Genomic DNA, 15,600 nt, shown 5'->3' on the forward strand with positions numbered 1-15,600 from the left:
AGCTTCCGCGGACCCTGAGGCGTCCTGTCCCTACGGATCTCGAAGTCCAATGCATCCCCTGAGCTGGGGTGTTGCAACGACTCCTAGAACCCAAGCAGGTCCGCACGCCCCTCGGTTTTTCGCCACGTGGGCCGTCAGCCGGCCGCCGGAGCGCCGTCCTCGGCCTGACCGTCCAGGACGTCGGCCGCCTCGACCTCCTCGCGGGTGATCCCGAGCAGGTACAGCACGGTGTCCAGGAACGGCACGTTCACGGCGGTGTCGGCGGCCTGCCGCACCACCGGCTTCGCGTTGAACGCCACGCCCAGCCCGGCGGCGTTCAGCATGTCCAGGTCGTTGGCGCCGTCGCCGATCGCCACCGTCTGCTCCAGCGGCACCTTGGCCTGCTCGGCGAACCGGGTCAGCCAGCGCGCCTTGCCCGCCCGGTCGACGATCTCGCCGACCACCCGGCCGGTGAACTTCCCGTCCACCACCTCCAGGGTGTTCGCCGCCGCGAAGTCCAGCCCCAGCTGCTCCACCAGGTGGTCGGTGACCTGGGTGAACCCGCCGGACACCACCGCCACCTGGAAGCCCAGCCGCTGGAGCGTGCGGATCAGGGTGCGGGCGCCCGGGGTGAAGCGCACCTCCGAGCGGACCTTGTCGGTCACCGAGGCGTCCAGCCCGGCCAGCAGCGCCACCCGGGCGTGCAGCGACTCGGCGAAGTCCAGCTCGCCGCGCATCGCCGCCGCCGTCACCTCGGCGACCTCCGCCTCGCAGCCCGCGTGGGCGGCGAACAGCTCGATCACCTCGTCCTGGATCAGCGTCGAGTCGACGTCCATGACGACCAGCCGCTTGGCCCGCCGCTCCAGCCCGGCCGCCACCACCGCGACGTCCACCCGCTGGGTGGCCGCCTCCAGCGCCAGCTCGGCGCGCAGCAGCTCGGTGGCCACGCCCGACACGGCCAGCTCGACGGCGGTCACCGGGTACTTGGCGAGCCGGAAGACGCGGTCGATGTTGCCGCCGGACTCGGTGATCCGGGAGGTGAGCGCGGCGACGGCGGAGGCGGTCAGCGGGTGGCCGAGGACGGTGACGTGCGAGCGGCCCTCGCGGCGCGGCCGGTTGTCGCCGATGCCGGAGATGATCTCGGCCTGGAGCTTCTGGTCCTCGGCCCAGCGGTGCACGAGGGCCCGCAGGCCGCCCTCGGCGCCGGGCGCGGCGGGGGCGGTGACCAGGACGCACAGCGTTATCCGGCCCCGGGTCACCACCTGCTCGATGTCGACGACCTCCAGGCCGTACCCGGCCAGGGTGGCGAAGAGCCCGGTGGTGATACCGGGACGGTCCTTGCCGAACACCTTGACGAGCAGGGTGCGCCCGTCCTCGGTCCGGGGCTGCGGGGCGGTGAGCGGCTCGGCGGCCAAGGGCGATGCGTTCATGGTGCCTCCCACGCTACCCGCAGCCCGGCGCGGCGACGGCACCCGTCCGGGTCGTGGACGGCCTCGGGACGGGCACTCCGACCGCCCCCGGACAGGCCCCCGGCCGACCCGCCGGCCGGCCCCCGGGCCGCCTCCGGGAGCGGCGCGCGGACCTGCGGCGGAGCCGGTCGTACAAGGGCGGTCCGCGAATCGTTGCCGCCTGGTCACAGTCCGCGGGGGCGGCTTTCACCCGCGCCCGGCGGGCTGGAATGATTCCCCCGTCAGATTCACGATCATTTCGCCCCCACCTGACCGGGGCGCACCATCGGGGGAACCGAGAGAGCGGGGCAGACGAGCAGTGCCGCAACTCGTCATCGAGATCAACGGACAGCAGCGGGTCCTGGAACCCGGGCGGTCCTACACCATCGGTCGCAACCCGCAGTCGGACTTCCAGTTCGACGACGCGCGGGTCTCCTGGCAGCACGCCACCATCTCCTTCAACGGGGCCGGCTGGCAGCTGGACGACCACGGGAGCACCAACGGCACCTACACCGGCGGCGCCCGCACGATGCAGGCGCAGCTGTTCCCGGGCGCCGTGGTCAACCTCGGCAACGCCGAGAACGGCCCCCGGCTCGCCTTCTCCGCGCCGGCCGCCCAGCCCGCCGCCCAGGCGCAGGCCTGGCACGAGGCGACCACCAGCCGCAGCCCCGCCCCGCAGCCGCACGCCGCCCAGCCGCCGCAGCAGCAGTGGCAGGCCCCGGCCGCGCAGCAGCCCTACCCGCCGCAGGCGCAGGCCGCCCAGCCGCCGCACCAGCAGCAGTGGCCGCAACAGCAGCACGTCCAGCCGCCGCAGCACGCCCAGCCGCCGCACGCGCAGCCGTTCCCGCAGCAGCAGGGCTTCCCGCAGCCGTCGCCCGCCGAGCACGACGGCGGCCCGCAGCCGACGATCATCCGCAACCTGACCGCCGGCATGAAGACCATCCGGATCGGCCGCGCGCTCGACAACGACATCGTCGTCTCCGACCTCCAGGTCTCCCGCCACCACGCCGAGCTGCGCCAGCTGCCGGACGGCCGCTACGAGATCGTCGACCTCGGCAGCCACAACGGCATCTTCCTCAACGGCCAGCGCGTCGAGCGCCAGCTGATCGGCGCCCAGGACCGGCTGACCGTCGGCCACTCCAGCTTCGTGCTGGTCGGCGACCAGCTCCAGGAGTTCGTCGACACCGGCGCGGTCTCCTTCTCCGCCCGCCACCTGACCGTCGAGGTCGAGCACAAGGGCGGCAAGAAGATCCTGCTCAACGACGTCAGCTTCGGCGTCCCCGAGAAGTCCCTGGTCGCGGTCATCGGTCCGTCCGGCTCCGGCAAGTCGACCCTGCTGCGCGCCCTCACCGGCTACCGCCCGGCCGACCGCGGCGACGTCCTCTACGACGGCCGCAACCTCTACAAGCAGTTCGCCGAGCTGCGCTCGCGGATCGGCCTGGTGCCGCAGTCGGAGATCCTGCACAAGGAGCTGACCGTCCGCACCGGCCTCAAGTACGCGGCCCGGCTGCGCTTCCCCGGCGACACCGAGGCCCGCGAGCGCGAGGCGCGGATCGACGAGGTGCTCTACGAGCTGCGCCTGGACAAGCGCGCCGACAACCGGATCACCGCGCTCTCCGGCGGCCAGCAGAAGCGCGTCTCGGTCGCCCTGGAACTGCTCACCAAGCCCTCGCTGATCTTCCTGGACGAGCCCACCTCGGGCCTCGACCCGGGCATGGACCGCGAGGTCATGCAGATGCTGCGCGGCCTCGCCGACGACGGCCGCACCATCCTGGTCGTCACCCACTCGGTGGCCGAACTCGCGCTCTGCGACCGGCTGCTGGTGATGGCGCCGGGCGGCTCGGTGGCGTACTTCGGCCCGCCGGACGAGGCCCTGCACTTCTTCGGGTACGAGACCTGGGCCGACATCTTCCAGGCCTTCGAGAACTACCCGGACCACGACTGGGCCGGCCGCTACCGGGGCTCGGTGCACTACCAGCAGTACTCGGCCGACGTGGACTCCGGCGCCGTGCAGCCGGTGCAGTCCGCGCAGATCGTGCAGGAGGCCGTCCGCCCGCCGAAGCCGCAGAGCTGGGGCTCGCAGCTGTGGACGCTGATCCGCCGCTACGTCTCGGTGCTCGCCTCCGACCGCGGCTTCCTGGCACTGTCGATCCTGCTGCCGGCGGTGCTCGGCGCGGTCAGCGTGCTGATCCCGAACGAGGCCGGCCTGGCCCCCAACCCCAAGAGCCAGATGGGGCTGAACAGCGGGGCCGCGACGATCATGCTGATCCTGGCGATCGGCGCCTGCTTCTCCGGGGCGGCCAACTCGGTCCGCGAGCTGATCAAGGAACGGGCGATCTACGAACGCGAACGGGCCACCGGGCTCTCCCGCTCGGCGTACATGATGTCCAAGATCATCGTGCTGGGCTTCTTCAGCGTGATCCAGGGCGCGATCATCTCCGCCGTCGGCTTCCTGCCGCGCAAGCTGCCCACCGACGGCCTGGTCGTCAAGAGCCTGCCGATCCTGGAGATGAGCCTCGGCCTGATCCTGCTCAGCTTCGCCTCGATGATGTTCGGCCTGGCGATCTCCGCGCTGGTCAAGACCGCCGAGAAGACCATGCCGCTGCTGGTGATGTTCGCGATCATCCAGGTCGTCTTCACCGGCTGCCTCTTCCAGGTCTTCTCCAAGCCCGGCCTGGAGCAGTTCGCCTGGCTGATGCCGGCCCGCTGGGGCACCGGCATGGTCGCCACCACGCTGGACCTCTCGCACCTGCTCGGCCCCTGGAACAAGGACTTCCAGAACCCCGAGTACGACGCGATCTGGGGCCACAACGCCGGCCAGTTCTGGTTCGACGCCGGAATCCTGATCGTGATGTCGGTCCTCATCGGCATCGTGGTGACCCGCCTCCAGCGCCGCCACGAGCCCGAGGTCATGCAGAAGGGCTGACCGCCCGCCGCACCGCCCGCGGGGGCGGCCCACCCCACCCGGGGAGGGCCGCCCCCGCGGCGTTTCCCGGGTGGGGTGGCCTAGGACCGCGGACCTGGGCCGTGCCGGGCCCGGGACGGACGCGCCGGCCACGCGCACGGCGGTAGGTTGGCGTCATGCCCACCGTGCCAAGCGACCACCGGCACGCCGGATCGCCGCCCGTCGACCGGATCCCGGTCGGCCCGCCGCCCGACGGCGCCCTGCCCGCCTGCGAACCCTGCCTCGCGGGCATCGAGGCCGTCAGCCAGGCCCTGCTCGCGATGAGCCGCCACCTGGAGGTCCGCGAGGTCCTGCGCCGGATCACCGCCTCCGCCCGCCGTCTGCTCGGCGCCGAGTACGCCGCCCTCGGCGTCCCCGACGACCACGGCGGCTTCGCCCAGTTCGTCGTCGACGGCGTCACCGACGAGCAGTGGAAGGCCATCGGCCCGCTGCCCCGCCAGCACGGCGTGCTCGCCGAGATGTTCCACGAGAGCGGCCCGGTCCGGCTCGACGACGTTCGCGACGCCCCCGCCTTCGGCGGCTGGCCCGACGCCCACCCCGAACTCGGCGCCTTCCTCGGCATGCCGATCGTCGACCCCGACCACGCCGAGGACGAACCCGCCGCGCTCGGCGTCATCTACCTCGCCAACAAGCACGGCGGCGGCGGATTCACCGACCACGACGAGGAACTCCTGCGGATACTCGCCGCCCACGCGGCGCTCGCCCTCTCCAATGCCCGCCTCTACGAGCGCAGCCGCGAACTGACCCTGGCCGGCGAACGCGCCCGGATCGCCCACGACCTGCACGACGCCGTCTCGCAGAAGCTCTTCTCGCTGCGCCTCACCGCCAAGGCCGCCGCCAAGCTCGTCGACCGCGACCCGGCCCGCGCCCGCGAGGAACTCGCCGAGGTCGCCCGGCTCGCCGCCGAGGCCGCCGACGAACTGCGCGCCGTCGTCGTCGAACTGCGCCCCGCCGCCCTGGAGGAGGACGGCCTGAGCGCCACCCTCGCCTCCCAGGTGCAGGTCCTCGACCGCGCCCACGCCGCCGACATCGCCTACGCCGCCGACCGGGTCCGCGCCCTGCCGCAGGCCCAGGAGGCCGCCATGCTGAGGGTCGCCCAGGAGGCCCTGCACAACGCGCTGCGCCACTCCGGGGCCCGCCGGGTCACCGTCACCCTGGCGGGCACGCCCGCCCGCGGCGCCGTGCTGCGGATCAGCGACAACGGCCGGGGCTTCGACCCCGAGTCGGTCCGCCGGGCCGGCCGCCACCTCGGCCTGGCCTCGATGCGCGACCGCGCCGCCGCCGTCGGCGGCCGGCTCACCCTGGACTCCGCCCCCGGAAAGGGCACGGTCGTCGAGATGGAGGTCCCCGGTGCCTGACACCGCGCCCGCGATCCGCGTCCTGCTGGTCGACGACCACCAGGTGGTCCGCCGCGGCCTGCGCACCTTCCTGGAGGTGCAGGACGACATCGAGGTGGTCGGCGAGGCCGCCGACGGCGCCGAGGGCGTCGACCGGGCCCGCGCCCTCGACCCCGACGTGGTGCTGATGGACCTCAAGATGCCCGGCGTCGACGGCATCGAGGCGCTGCGCACGCTCAAGGAGGAGGGCAGCCGGGCCCGGATCCTGATCGTCACCAGCTTCACCGAGCACCGCACCATGGTCCCCGCACTGCGGGCCGGCGCCGCCGGGTACGTCTACAAGGACGTCGACCCCGAGGCGCTGGCCGGCGCGATCCGCTCGGTCCACGCCGGCCACGTGCTGCTCCAGCCCGAACTCGCCGAGGCGCTGCTCGCCGACGACGGCCCGCGCCCCCCGCAGGGCCGCGGCGGCACCCTGACCGAGCGCGAGCGCGAGGTGCTCGGCCACATCTCCGACGGCCGGTCCAACCGGGAGATCGCCCGCAGCCTCCACCTGTCCGAGAAGACGGTGAAGACGCACGTCTCCAACATCCTCATGAAGCTGGACCTCGCCGACCGCACCCAGGCCGCCCTCTGGGCCGTCCGCCACGGCGAGACCCGCTAGCGGCTACCCCTTCTCGTCCACCAACGCGTTGTACGCCGCCACCTGGGCCCGGCGGGCGGTGCGCCACAGCGGCGCCAGCGCCTCCTGCCGGGCCGCGATCTCCGAGGCGCTCACCGCCGCGCCGTGGCCGCCCGAGGCGATCGACAGCAGCGCCGCCACCTGCCGCGCCGACTCCAGCACCCGCACCGCCCGCGGCGGGTAGCCCGGCGCGAGCAGCTCGTCGTGGCCGCGCCGCCGGTACGCCTCCAGCGCCCGCAGCGCCTCGGGCCCGGCCCCGGCCACGTCCAGCCGCGTCAGCAGCGCGGTCGCCCGGCGCAGCCCGTCCGCGAGCTCGAACTCGGCCTCGTGCAGCGACGGCACATCGGCCGGCGGCGCGTCGTTCACCTCGGAGCAGCGCCACAGCACGATCGCCGACCGGTCCCCGGCCGGGCCGAACACCTCCACCTCGGGCACCAGCCCCAGCGGCACCCCGACCGCCAGCACCGCCTCGCCGGCCGCCATCGCCCGCTCGTTGAACGGCGCCGGCCCGGTCAGCCCCAGCGGGTGCCCGGCCGACGGCAGTGCCAGCCGCAGGCCCTTCACACCCAGCACCCGCAGCCGCCCCAGCGCCCAGGTGAGCCCGTGCCGCTCGTCCGGACCGTCCCCGGGAAGACCGGTCACCCGGTGGCTCTCGTCGGCCCCCAGGACCGCCGCGGCGGCGTTGTCGGGCGGCACCAGACCGGCCAGCAGGGCGTTGCCCCAGGCGGCCAGCCGCCCCGAACGGGGCTCTTCGTACGGATTGTCGGCAGGTGTGGCGAGCATCCGGCCAGCCTACGGAATCGGCGGCCATCCGCGTGGCGTAGGTTTGCCCATGCGTGTGCGGCGCACCCACTCCGTGCCCACCGGCCGCCGGAGTAGGCCGCCCGCCCGCACCGACGGCCGAGATATCTGTTTTTTGGGGAAGGCGTAGGCATGAGCGACGTGCTGGAGCTGGTGGACGTTTCCGTGGTCCGGGAGGGGCGCGCGCTGGTCGACCAGGTCTCGTGGTCCATCTCCGAGGGAGAGCGCTGGGTCATCCTCGGCCCGAACGGCGCCGGCAAGACCACCCTGCTGCAGATCGCCTCCTCGTACCTCTTCCCGACCGCCGGCAAGGTCACCGTCCTCGGCGAGAAGCTCGGCGAGGTCGACGTCTTCGAGCTGCGCTCGCGGATCGGTCTGGCCGGCGCCGCGATGTTCGACAAGCTGCCCGCCGAGCAGACCGTGCTCCAGACGGTGCTCACCGCCGCGTACGGCATGACCGTCACCTGGCAGGAGACCTACGAGCAGTCCGACGAGTCCCGCGCGCTCGCCCTGCTCGACCGCCTCGGCATGGCCGGCCTGACCGACCGCCGCTTCGGCACCCTCTCCGAGGGCGAGCGCAAGCGCACCCTGATCGCCCGCGCGCTGATGACCGACCCCGAGTTGCTGCTGCTCGACGAGCCGGCCGCCGGCCTGGACCTCGGCGGCCGCGAGGACCTGGTGCGCCGCCTCGGCGCCCTGGCCCAGGACGAGTTCGCGCCGGCCATGGCGATGGTCACCCACCACGTCGAGGAGATCGCCCCCGGCTTCACCCACGTCCTGATGATCCGTCAGGGCAAGGTGCTGGCCGCCGGCCCGATCGACACCGAGCTGACGGCCCGCAACCTCTCCAAGTGCTTCGGCCTGCCGCTGACCCTGGAGCGCCACGGCGACCGCTGGTCCGCCCAGGGCCTGCCGCTGGGCTGACCCCGCATCGGCTCCGGACGGACCCGGCGGGACCCCTGCCGGGGCGCCCGCGCGGGCCCGCCGGACCTCCGCCGAACCCGTCGAACCGGAACCGGTCGCACGTGCGACCGGTTTCCGCCCCTCCACCTGCGGGAACTGACCGCCTCGAAGGCCCTTCCCTCCCTAGGATGGACACGTGGACAGCTGGATCTGGTGGCTTCTGGTCGCCGTCGGCCTCGGCATACCGTTGGTGATCACGGCGATGCCGGAACTCGCCATGTTCGCGGTCGGCGCGCTCGTCGCGGCCGGCGTCGCGGGACTGGGCGCCGACCCGGTCTGGCAGGTCCTGACCTTCGTCGCGGCCTCGGTCGCGCAACTGGTCGCCGTCCGCCCGATCGCCTACCGGGCACTGCGGAAGGGCCCGCAGATCAAGATGGGCATCGAGGCGCTCAAGGGCGCCACCGCGGTCGTCGCGGAAAGGGTCGACGCGGAGGGCGGCCGGATCAAGCTCAACGGCGAGATCTGGTCGGCCCGCGCGCTCCACCCCGAGCAGGTGTACCAGCCGGGGGAGCAGGTCGACGTCGTCGAAATCCAGGGCGCGACCGCCCTGGTCGTCTAGGGGAGAGTCCGTGGAACCCGTCCTTATCGTCCTGGTCGTCCTGGTCGTGGTGGCCTTCATCGCGCTGATCAAGACGATTCAGGTCATCCCACAGGCCAGCGCCGCGATCGTGGAGCGCTTCGGCCGCTACACCCGGACGCTCAACGCCGGCCTGAACATCGTCGTCCCGTTCATCGACCGCGTCCGCAACCGGATCGACCTGCGCGAGCAGGTCGTGCCGTTCCCGCCGCAGCCGGTGATCACCCAGGACAACCTGGTCGTCAACATCGACACGGTCATCTACTACCAGGTCACCGACGCCCGGGCGGCCACCTACGAGGTCGCCAGCTACATCCAGGCGATCGAGCAGCTCACCGTCACCACGCTGCGCAACATCATCGGCTCGATGGACCTCGAATCCACTCTCACCTCCCGCGAGGTCATCAACGCCGGTCTGCGCGGGGTGCTCGACGAGGCCACCGGCAAGTGGGGCATCCGGGTCAACCGCGTCGAGCTGAAGGCGATCGAGCCGCCGACCTCCATCCAGGACTCGATGGAGAAGCAGATGCGCGCCGAGCGGGACAAGCGCGCCGCGATCCTCACCGCCGAGGGCAACCGGCAGTCCCAGATCCTGCGCGCCGAGGGCGAGAAGCAGGCCGAGGTCCTCAAGGCCGAGGGTGAGGCCCAGGCCGCGGTGCTGCGCGCCGACGGTGAGGCCGCCGCGATCCGGACCGTCTTCGAGGCGATCCACCAGGGCGACGCCGACCAGAAGCTGCTCGCCTACCAGTACCTGCAGACCCTGCCCGAGCTGGCCAAGGGCGACGCCAACAAGCTCTGGATCATCCCCAGCGAGGTCGGCGACGCGCTCAAGGGCCTCGGCGGCGCGTTCACCGGCCTGACCGGCAACGGCGGCGGTGCCAACGGCAGCGCGATGGCCGCCCCCAGCGCCGCCCCCGCCGCCCCGCCGGCCTCCACCCAGGTCCCGATCGACCCGGCCGCCGGCCCGCGCCCGCTGGACACCGACACCAAGGGGTCCGCGCGGCCCCGGATCGACCCGCTGCGCGAGTACCGCAAGAGCGACCCGGAGTGACCGGACCGGCGCTCCGCCGAGGGCCCGCCCCCGTACCGCACGGGGCCGGGCCCTCGGGCGTACCGGCCCCGGTTGTGTCGTACGTCCCGAATGGCGGGCGCCCCTGGAACCCCCGCCGGTCCGTCCGGCATGATCACCGCGACAGGACCCCAACGGGAGGTGGCTCATGACGGTCTGGGAGGCGGTCGCCGTCCTGGCGGCAGGCGTCGGCGCCGGAATGATCAATGTGATCGTCGGATCCGGCACCCTCATCACCTTCCCGGTGCTGCTGGCCGTCGGCCTCCCGCCGGTCACCGCCAACGTCTCCAACTCCTTCGGCCTGGTGCCCGGCTCGCTCAGCGGAGTGATCGGCTACCGCCGCGAACTGGCCGGACAGCGCGCCCGGCTCCTCCGGTTCGGCACCGCCTCACTGCTCGGCGGCGTCCTCGGCGCCTACCTGCTGATCGAGCTGCCCAGCGCCGCCTTCGACGCCGTCGTCCCGGTGCTGATCCTGCTCGCCCTCGTCCTGGTGGTGCTGCAACCCCGGGTCGCCCGGGCCGTCGCCGCCCGCCGCCGCCCCGACGGCGATCCGCACGGCGGGGTGCTGCTGCTCGCCGGCATCTTCCTCACCGGCGTCTACGGCGGCTACTTCGGCGCCGCCCAAGGCGTGCTGCTGCTGGCCCTGATGGGCATGCTGCTCCAGGAGGACCTGCAGCGGATCAACGGGGTCAAGAACGCCCTCGCGATGATCGTCAACAGCGTCGCCGCGCTGTTCTTCCTCTTCACCTCGACGGTGAACTGGGCCGCCGCCGGCCTCATCGCGATCGGCTCGCTGGTCGGCGGGGTGATCGGCGCCCGGGTCGGCCGCAGAATGCCGCCGCAGGCGCTGCGAGCCGTCATCGTGGTCGTCGGCCTGGCCGCCGTGGTCAAGCTGCTCACCGACTGAGGACCCGCTTCGAGGTGTCGCGGGCGCCCGACGGCCCGGCCTCTATATCGTCCTACCCGTGCGCGTTCGGCGCGCACGGTCCACGCACACGTTCCGCGTGGACCGACAGCGACCGGCGACAGGAGTGGGCCGATGAGCCGCGAACGGCTGACCGAGGACGAGATCACCGCCGGGCTGGCCGGCCTGCCGCACTGGACGCGCGAGGGCGACACCATCGTCCGCACCGCCGACGCCCCGGACTTCCCCGCCGGAATCCGGGTGGTCGTCGCCGTCGCCGCGGCCGCCGAGGCGATGGACCACCACCCCGACATCGACATCCGCTGGCGCACCCTGCGCTTCGCCCTCTCCACCCACAGCGCCGGCGGCCTCACCGCCCTCGACCTCGGCCTCGCCGCCCGGATCGACGAGGCCCTGGCCGCCGAGTCCGCCGGCTGACGCCCCGCGGAACCGTCCCCTCCGGGCCGCTCCGGGCGCCGTGAGATGCTGGCTGCCGCAGCGAAGGCGGCCGGGAGGGGCGGAACGGATGACGCAGGGACCCCTCGGCGACGGCCACGCCCAGCCCTGGTACCCGCAGCAGCCGGCCTGGCCGGGCGAACAGGGCGAGCAGGGCCAGGACGTCCCCTACCTCCCGTACGACCCGTACAACCCCTACGGCCAGGTGCCGCAGCAGCCCGACGCCTACGTCCCGGACGCCTACGGCTACGACGGGCAGCACCAGCACCAGCAGCAGTCGTACGACCAGCAGCAGTACGCGCCGTACGTCGTCGTCCCGCAGCAGCCGGCGGGGGAGGAGCTGTACCTGCCCGCCGGTGCCGAGTACACCGACGACGGCTATGTGCACCTGGAGCCGGAACCCGAACCGGAGCCCGACCCCGCAGCCGCAGCCGCGCCGGCGGCCACCGTACCGGCCCCCTCCCGGCGCGCCGCCCGCGCCGCCCGGCCCGGCCTCGCCGGGCGGGCCCGCGCCGCCGCGGACGCGGTCGTCGCGGCCGAGCACACCCCCGGTCGGCGCGCCCTGTTGATCCGCAGCGGCGCCGGGCTCGCCGCGCTCGCCGTCCTGGTCGCGGCCGGCCTGATGGTGAGCGCCCAGGACGGCGGCGACTCCGCCGACAACGCCCCCGGCGGCGATCCCGGCTTCGCCGCCGCCCACACCCGGGCCTGGGCCGCCCCGGCCGACGCCGGCCGGCCCGGCGGCGACGACACCCTCGTCGGCGGCTGGCTGCTCGACGGCGCGGTGGTGCGCGCCGACGCCTCCGGCGTACGCGCGTACGGCGCGACGGACGGCAAGCCCGTCTGGGCGGTGGAGCCGCCCGCCGCCGGCGCCGTCCCGTGCGGCCTGTCGCCGACCGTCAACCGGGCCGGCCTCGGCGCCGTGCTGTTCCGGCCCCAGGCCGACCCGAAGAGCCCCTGCTCACTGGTCACCGCCGTCGACACCAAGGACGGCCGGACGGCCTGGAGCAAGCCGCTCACCGACGCCAAGGGCGCCTACGGCGCGCGCGTCGGCGTCACCGACGACAAGGTGATCGCGATCGGCGACAGCCACGCCGTCGCCTGGCAGTCCACCGACGGCGCGGACGTCTGGCAGTACACCGGCCAGGGCAAGTTCTGCACCCTCTCCGGCGGCGTCGCCGGCACGACCGTCCTGGTCGCCAGCACCTGCGCCGACTCCACCCCCGTCGACCAGGCCGTCGCGCTGAACACCGCCGACGGCAAGGTGACCTGGTGGCGCGGCCTCGACAACCGGCCGAAGACGGCGACCGTGCTCTCCGCCGAGCCGCCCGTCCTGCTCACCACCGGAGAGAAGCCCGAGGACGACCGGGTGTTCGCCTGGGGCCCGGCCGGCGACCCCGCCACCGGGATCCCGGTCGCCGACGCCGACGGCCGGCTGGACGTCGCCCATGGATCGTTCTCGGCCACCCCCGGCGTCTTCTTCCACGACCGCACGATGGTCACCACGATCACCCCCGCCGCCTCGGCGAACGGCGCCGGCGGGCCGGTCGCGGTGGTCGGCTACGACCTGGACACCGGCAAGCAGCGCTGGCGGACCACCGCCCGGGAGAAGGGCGCGGCCCGGGCCGTCGCCGTGGACGGCGGCGCGCTGGTGGTCGCCGTCGACGAACGCCTCGACCAGCCGGCGCACCTCAGCCGCTTCGCCCTGGACGGCGGGCAGGAGACGGTCGGCGGCGGCTTCCCGCCCGGCACCGGCTCGCTGCTGGTCTCCGGCCGCGTCCTGATCGGCGGCGGCCGGGTCGTCGCCGTCCCCGAGCACTCGACGAACTTCGGCACGGCGACGGCCTTCCAGGCCAAGGAATGACCGCGCGCCGGGCCGGGGACCGACCCCCCGTCGGCCCCCGGCCCGGCTCCCCCTGATTCCCCCCCCTGATTCCCCCCTGGCCCCCGGACCGCGGACTCGTGCGCCGGCTCAGGCGGCCGACGGCGCGGGCGTACCGACGCCCTGGGCCGGCAGCCAGTCGGCCAGCTCCCGGAGGTCCGAGACCCGCAGCCCCAGCGCCATCATCAGCGTGGCCTGCGGCGTCGGGACGAACGGCTTGCGGAGCAGCTTCATCCCCGCCTGCTCCGGCGTCCGGTCCGCCTTGCGCTGGTTGTCCTCCGCGCAGGCGGCCACCGTGTTCAGCCAACTGTCCCCGCCACCGCGAGACCTGGGCTGAAGGTGGTCCACCGTGGTGGCCCGCCGCCCGCAGTAGGCGCACAGGTGCTGGTCCCGGACGAGCACCCCGCGGCGGGACCACGGAGCCTGTTGTCGGAACGGCACCCGTACGTAGCGCTGGAGTCTGATCACCCGCGGCACCGGTACGCTCACCCCGGTTCCGCGCATGGTGCGCAGGGGGTGCGCCTGCTCGACCACGGCCTTGTCCTGGAGCACCAGGACCACGGCACGCTGGAGCGACACCGTCGTCAACGGCTCGTAGCTTGCGTTCAGAACCAGCGTGCTGCGCACCTCGGCCACCCTTCCGCGGGCGTGCCACGGCGGCACGACCGTCCTCACACACGTCACTGCCGCCGCGCGGCGGTGGGACCACTGTGAAGGGGCTCCCGGTTGTCGAACAACGGAATTTCCGGTGTCACGGAGGGGCATGCCCACGTCGGAACACGGGCCGGTGCGGCGCGTCCGCGCCAATGCGGCGAAAACTCGCTGGCCCCGACCGCGTAGGCTCTACAACGCTGGAGTCGTCCCGCACCGGGGCCCGACCGAACCGGGCCCGCACCGGGTGGGGACGCCCGACCGAAGGAGAAGCGTGACCGTGACGGACATCGTCGACGAGCTGCGGTGGCGTGGGCTGATCGCCCTGTCCACCGACGAGGACGCACTGCGCAAGGCGTTCGCGGACGGCCCGGTCACGTTCTATTGCGGTTTCGACCCGACGGCCCCCAGCGTGCACCTCGGCAACCTGGTCCAGATCCTCACCATGCGCCGCATCCAGCAGGCGGGGAACCTCCCGCTCGGCCTGGTCGGCGGCGCCACCGGTCTGATCGGCGACCCGAAGCCCACCGCCGAGCGTGTGCTCAACGACCCCGAGACGGTGGCCGGCTGGGTGGAGCGCCTGCGCGGGCAGATCTCGCGGTTCCTGGACTTCGAGGGCCCGTACGCGGCGCGCATGGTCAACAACCTGGACTGGACCTCCGGGATGTCCGCGATCAGCCTGCTGCGCGACGTCGGCAAGTACTTCCGGGTCAACAACATGATCGCCAAGGAGGCCGTCGCCCGACGGCTCAACTCCGACGCGGGCATCAGCTACACCGAGTTCAGCTACCAGATCCTCCAGGGCATGGACTACCTGGAGCTGAACCGCCGCTACGGCTGCACCCTGCAGACCGGCGGCAGCGACCAGTGGGGCAACCTCACCGCCGGTGCGGACCTCATCCGCAAGGCCGACGGCAAGTCGGTGCACGCGCTGGCCACGCCGCTGATCGTCAAGGCCGACGGCACCAAGTTCGGCAAGACGGAGTCCGGCACGGTCTGGCTCGACCCCGAGCTGACCACCCCGTACGCCTTCTACCAGTTCTGGCTGAACGCGGACGACCGGGACATCCCCAACTTCCTGCGGATCTTCAGCTTCCGCTCGAAGGAGGAGATCGAGGAACTGGAGCGCGAGACCACCGAGCGCCCGGCCGCCCGCCTCGCCCAGCGCGCCCTCGCCGAGGAGCTGACCACCCTGGTACACGGCGCCGACCAGTACGAGCGCGCGGTCGCCGCCTCCAAGGCGCTGTTCGGCCAGGGCGACCTCGCCGACCTGGAGGCCCCGACCCTGGCCGCCGCGCTCGCCGAGGTCCCGAAGGCCGCGGTCACCGAGCTGCAGTCGGTCGTCGACCTGCTGGTCGCCGTCGGTCTCTCCCCGAGCCGTTCGGCCGCCCGCCGGACGATCAAGGAGGGCGGCGCCTACCTCAACAACGCCAAGGTGACGGACGAGGAGGCGGTGCCGGCCGAGGCCGACCTGCTGCACGGTCGCTGGCTGGTCCTGCGCCGCGGCAAGCGGAACCTGGCCGCGGCCGAGCTGACCAAGTGATCGAACCGGCCGTGATGGCCGGAACGCGAGGCCGCTGACCTGCGGCTTTACCCATCAGGGGCAGGATCCAGCCGGATCCTGCCCCTGATGTTTGACGATGTCCTCCAGGTGGCCTAGTGTTGAACGAGTCGCTGAAGCGGCCACCCACTCAGCGCGTCACTGCGCAGAGCATGAATTTCGAGTGACACTCGGAATGCGCTAATGTGGAGGGCGTTGCGGAAAGCGACCCCGGCCAGTTCGGGGAAATCGGATGAATGAAACTCCGGAAAACGGAGCGGAAAACGTCTGATAAGCTGGAAACACGAAAGAACGAAGCGCCCGGAGGGCCGGTGTGAAAGCCGCCTGA

The 15,600-nt window shown here is 73.0% G+C and carries 13 protein-coding genes; 10 read left to right on the top strand and 3 right to left on the bottom strand.

The genetic code is table 11. From position 1 onward, the window contains the following. Positions 1-134: 134 nt before the first annotated feature. Complete coding sequence (serB, locus tag ACFZBX_RS36285; RefSeq protein WP_391538080.1) at positions 135-1,409, bottom strand: phosphoserine phosphatase SerB; 1,275 nt, start codon at positions 1,407-1,409, stop codon at positions 135-137. Between the two features lie 337 nt (positions 1,410-1,746). On the opposite strand from serB, the gene ACFZBX_RS36290 reads away from it, so the two are divergent. From ACFZBX_RS36290 to ACFZBX_RS36300, 3 genes are all read left to right on the top strand, one after another. Then, a complete protein-coding gene (locus ACFZBX_RS36290; RefSeq protein WP_391538081.1) occupies positions 1,747-4,353 on the top strand; it encodes an FHA domain-containing protein in 2,607 nt (868 codons plus the stop codon). Positions 4,354-4,652: 299 nt separating this feature from the next. After that, positions 4,653-5,750: a GAF domain-containing sensor histidine kinase gene (locus tag ACFZBX_RS36295; protein ID WP_391538089.1), complete on the top strand. Its 1,098-nt coding sequence runs from the start codon at positions 4,653-4,655 to the stop codon at positions 5,748-5,750. Then, on the top strand, positions 5,743-6,393 hold the full coding sequence (locus tag ACFZBX_RS36300) for a response regulator (protein WP_380763282.1): 651 nt from the start codon (positions 5,743-5,745) through the stop codon (positions 6,391-6,393). The genes ACFZBX_RS36295 and ACFZBX_RS36300 overlap by 8 nt, the downstream gene beginning before the upstream one ends. Before the next feature lie 3 nt (positions 6,394-6,396). On the opposite strand, the gene ACFZBX_RS36305 is transcribed toward ACFZBX_RS36300, so the two are convergent. Continuing rightward, positions 6,397-7,194 (bottom strand): hypothetical protein, encoded by a 798-nt coding sequence (locus tag ACFZBX_RS36305; RefSeq protein ID WP_391538082.1) that lies wholly within the window; start codon positions 7,192-7,194, stop codon positions 6,397-6,399. Between the two features lie 150 nt (positions 7,195-7,344). On the opposite strand from ACFZBX_RS36305, the gene ACFZBX_RS36310 reads away from it, so the two are divergent. From ACFZBX_RS36310 to ACFZBX_RS36335, 6 genes are all read left to right on the top strand, one after another. After that, the gene (locus ACFZBX_RS36310) at positions 7,345-8,136 is read left to right on the top strand and encodes an ABC transporter ATP-binding protein (protein ID WP_344333919.1); all 792 of its coding nucleotides are present in this window, start codon (positions 7,345-7,347) and stop codon (positions 8,134-8,136) included. 175 nt (positions 8,137-8,311) lie between these two features. Next, entirely contained in the window at positions 8,312-8,734 is a 423-nt protein-coding gene (locus ACFZBX_RS36315) for an NfeD family protein (RefSeq protein ID WP_391538083.1), read from the top strand. A 10-nt stretch (positions 8,735-8,744) separates the two neighbouring features. Beyond that, positions 8,745-9,803, top strand: coding sequence for an SPFH domain-containing protein (locus ACFZBX_RS36320; RefSeq protein ID WP_391538084.1), 1,059 nt, complete (start codon positions 8,745-8,747; stop codon positions 9,801-9,803). A gap of 166 nt (positions 9,804-9,969) precedes the next feature. After that, complete coding sequence (locus ACFZBX_RS36325; RefSeq protein WP_391538085.1) at positions 9,970-10,728, top strand: sulfite exporter TauE/SafE family protein; 759 nt, start codon at positions 9,970-9,972, stop codon at positions 10,726-10,728. Between the two features lie 132 nt (positions 10,729-10,860). Next, positions 10,861-11,163, top strand: a complete 303-nt coding sequence (locus ACFZBX_RS36330; RefSeq protein ID WP_391538086.1) for a 4a-hydroxytetrahydrobiopterin dehydratase — start codon at positions 10,861-10,863, stop codon at positions 11,161-11,163. 88 nt (positions 11,164-11,251) lie between these two features. Beyond that, entirely contained in the window at positions 11,252-13,042 is a 1,791-nt protein-coding gene (locus ACFZBX_RS36335; RefSeq protein WP_391538087.1) for a PQQ-binding-like beta-propeller repeat protein, read from the top strand. A 108-nt stretch (positions 13,043-13,150) separates the two neighbouring features. Here ACFZBX_RS36335 and ACFZBX_RS36340 read toward each other — a convergent pair whose 3' ends face one another. Continuing rightward, positions 13,151-13,687 (bottom strand): HNH endonuclease, encoded by a 537-nt coding sequence (locus ACFZBX_RS36340; RefSeq protein ID WP_391538088.1) that lies wholly within the window; start codon positions 13,685-13,687, stop codon positions 13,151-13,153. 304 nt (positions 13,688-13,991) lie between these two features. Here ACFZBX_RS36340 and tyrS point away from each other — a divergent pair, with 304 nt between their 5' ends. After that, the gene (tyrS, locus tag ACFZBX_RS36345) at positions 13,992-15,254 is read left to right on the top strand and encodes a tyrosine--tRNA ligase (RefSeq protein WP_391538090.1); all 1,263 of its coding nucleotides are present in this window, start codon (positions 13,992-13,994) and stop codon (positions 15,252-15,254) included. Positions 15,255-15,600: the final 346 nt, after the last annotated feature.

The organism is Kitasatospora sp. NPDC008115 (genome assembly GCF_042957205.1).
GTDB lineage: Bacteria > Actinomycetota > Actinomycetes > Streptomycetales > Streptomycetaceae > Kitasatospora.

What these genes read in the sequence shown, in the direction of transcription:
- serB (WP_391538080.1), bottom strand. Translation starts at nt 1,409, where the DNA reads ATGAACGCATCGCCCTTGGCCGCCGAGCCGCTCACCGCCCCGCAGCCC.
- ACFZBX_RS36295 (WP_391538089.1), top strand. Translation starts at nt 4,653, where the DNA reads ATGAGCCGCCACCTGGAGGTCCGCGAGGTCCTGCGCCGGATCACCGCC.
- ACFZBX_RS36305 (WP_391538082.1), bottom strand. Translation starts at nt 7,194, where the DNA reads ATGCTCGCCACACCTGCCGACAATCCGTACGAAGAGCCCCGTTCGGGG.
- ACFZBX_RS36310 (WP_344333919.1), top strand. Translation starts at nt 7,345, where the DNA reads ATGAGCGACGTGCTGGAGCTGGTGGACGTTTCCGTGGTCCGGGAGGGG.
- ACFZBX_RS36325 (WP_391538085.1), top strand. Translation starts at nt 9,970, where the DNA reads ATGACGGTCTGGGAGGCGGTCGCCGTCCTGGCGGCAGGCGTCGGCGCC.
- ACFZBX_RS36330 (WP_391538086.1), top strand. Translation starts at nt 10,861, where the DNA reads ATGAGCCGCGAACGGCTGACCGAGGACGAGATCACCGCCGGGCTGGCC.
- ACFZBX_RS36335 (WP_391538087.1), top strand. Translation starts at nt 11,252, where the DNA reads ATGACGCAGGGACCCCTCGGCGACGGCCACGCCCAGCCCTGGTACCCG.